The organism is Rathayibacter sp. AY1D9, assembly GCF_002932395.1.
Classification (GTDB): Bacteria; Actinomycetota; Actinomycetes; order Actinomycetales; family Microbacteriaceae; genus Rathayibacter.
The window spans coordinates 1-2,353 of sequence record NZ_PSVQ01000073.1 but is presented as its reverse complement, the minus strand read 5'-3'; the positions used below and the strand labels follow the sequence as shown (position 1 = coordinate 2,353).

Sequence of the window (2,353 nt, the reverse complement as noted above, 5' to 3'; positions counted from 1 at the left end):
CCGCGGCGGGCGTGGTGACGGTGGAGGACGACATGAGGGCTCCTAGTCGACGAGATCGCGCGTGCGGCTCGTGCGCCACTGCAGGTAGGTGAAGGCGAGGGAGACCAGCAGGATGACGACGCCGAGCGCGGCGCCGTAGCCCTGCTCGCGGACCTGGAAGCCGTTGCGGTACGCGTAGGTGCCGAGCACCGACGTGGAGAAGCCGGGGCCGCCGCCCGTCATCACGAAGACGATGTCGAAGACCTGGAACGAGGCGATCACGTTCATGATCAGCAGGAAGAAGGTGGACGGGCCGACCAGCGGCACCGTCAGTGCGCGGAACTGCTGCCAGCGCGTCGCTCCGTCGATCCGTGCGGCCTCGTAGAGCTCGGGCGAGACGCTCTGCAGGCCCGCCAGGTAGATCACCATGTTGAAGCCGATCCGCAGCCACACCGCGGTCAGCATCACCGAGATCATCGCCGCGGAGCCGTCCGACTGCCACGCGACCGGCGAGGCGCCCAGCGCGCTCAGCACCTTGTTCACGATGCCCGAGGACTCGCTGAAGATCGTGACCGCGATCATCCCGGAGGCGACGCCCGAGATCACCAGGGGCAGCACGATCACCGTGCGGAAGATCCCGCGCGCGGGCAGGACGGAGTTGAGCAGCACGGCCAGGCCGAGGCCGCCGGCGAGCTCGAGCGGCACGGTGACCGCGGTGAAGAGGAGCGTGTTGCCCAGGCTCTGCCAGAACACCGGGTCGGCGCCCATCCGCAGGTAGTTCGCGAAGCCGACCCACTCGGGCGTACCGAAGCCGCGCGACTCCTGGAACGAGAGCTGGATCGCCCAGAGGATCGGCACGAACAGGAACAGCGCCATCAGGAGCAGGTTCGGGCCGACGAAGCCGAAGCCGGCGAGGGCCTCGCGCCTGCGGGCCGACCGCGGCCGGGCGGAGGAGCCCGCCCGGCCGCGGAGGGTGGTGGCGGTCATCAGCTGGTCGCCTGCTGGATGGCCGCGTCGAGGCCGGAGAGGGTCTCCTCGGTGCTGCGTCCGCCGACGAACGCCTCCTCGAGCTGGTCCTGCATCGCGACGGAGATCTTCGCGAGGAACGGCGAGGTGAGCTGCTGCACGTCGCGCGGCGTGATCGTCGCGGCCTGCTCGACGAAGACGGGCATCACGTCCGGGCGCACCGCGAAGTCGATCGACGCGGGGTCGATGTCGGACCGGGTGGGCAGCTCGTTCGTCGCCGCGCAGAACTCGGCCATGGTGTCGGCCTGCGTCATGAACGAGAGGAACTCGGTCGCGAGCTCGGGGTCATCGGTGTCGGCCGTGGCGACGAGGGCGTTGCCGCCGAGGTCGGTCGCGCCGCGCTCGTCGACGGGCATCGGCGTGGCGGTCCACTCGAAGTCGGCGAGGTCGTCGATGTCCGGCACCAGGAAGGACCCGGCGAACGCCATCGCCGCGGTCTGCTCCGTGAAGAAGGAGTCGGCGTAGGTGGCGGACTTCACCGAGCTGGTCGGCGGGACCCAGTCGTTGTCGAAGAAGCTCTTCGTGAAGTCCAGCGCCTTCGCGCCGGCGGCGGAGTCGATCGCCGGAGTGGTGCCGTCCTCCTCCAGGAGCGTGCCGTCGGCCTCGAACAGCCAGCTCAGCCAGCGGGGCGTGCCGCCGAGCTGCCAGTTGTAGACGAACGGGTACTGCTCGGCGGGCAGGCTCGCGCGCAGCTTCGCGGAGGCGTCGGCGAACTCCTCCCAGGTCCACGCCTCGTCGGTGGTGGTCGGCACGTCGGTGATGCCGGCCGCCGCGAGCAGCTGCGTGTTCACCAGCAGCGCCGACACGTCGGTCTGGTGCGGGACGCCGTAGGGCTTCCCCTCGAAGGAGACGGCCTCCTGGAACGCGGGCGTGAAGGAGTCGAAGTCGTCGATCCGGTCGGTCAGGTCGAGCAGCTGCTCCTGGCTGGAGTAGACGCCGAGGTTGCCGTAGTCGACGCGGAACACGTCGGGGGCCTCGCCCGACGACAGCTGCGCGTCGATGTTGCTGAACATCTGGTCGTAGGGGACGACGTTGAGCTCGACGCTCGCCCCCTCGTACTCGGCCTCGAAGTCGGTGATCAGCGACTCGAAGGCCGCCTGCTCGGACTCGCTGGCCCAGGTGGTGAAGGTGATCGAGTCGGCGTCGGCCGAACCGCCGCCTCCTCCTCCGAAGCCGCTGCAGCCGGTGAGGGCGGCGGTCGACGCCAGGACGGCGGCGAGAGGGATGAATCGTCTGCGCATGGGTGGTCTCCTGCTGTGACCGCGGTGATCGTCGCGGGGCTCGGCTTCGGGCTCCGGCGGCGCGTCGAGGAGCGGTGGTCACGGCCGAGCCTCGAGAGGCTGCGGGC

Annotated in this window: 2 protein-coding genes; both read right to left on the bottom strand. The window is 70.0% G+C overall.

What is annotated here, in order from left to right:
• Positions 1–42: 42 nt before the first annotated feature.
• Positions 43–966: a carbohydrate ABC transporter permease gene (locus tag C5C50_RS16520; RefSeq protein WP_104273946.1), complete on the bottom strand. Its 924-nt coding sequence runs from the start codon at positions 964–966 to the stop codon at positions 43–45.
• A complete protein-coding gene (locus C5C50_RS16515) occupies positions 966–2,246 on the bottom strand; it encodes a sugar ABC transporter substrate-binding protein (protein WP_258067791.1) in 1,281 nt (426 codons plus the stop codon). Before C5C50_RS16515 ends, C5C50_RS16520 begins: the two co-directional genes overlap by 1 nt.
• Positions 2,247–2,353 lie beyond the last annotated feature (107 nt).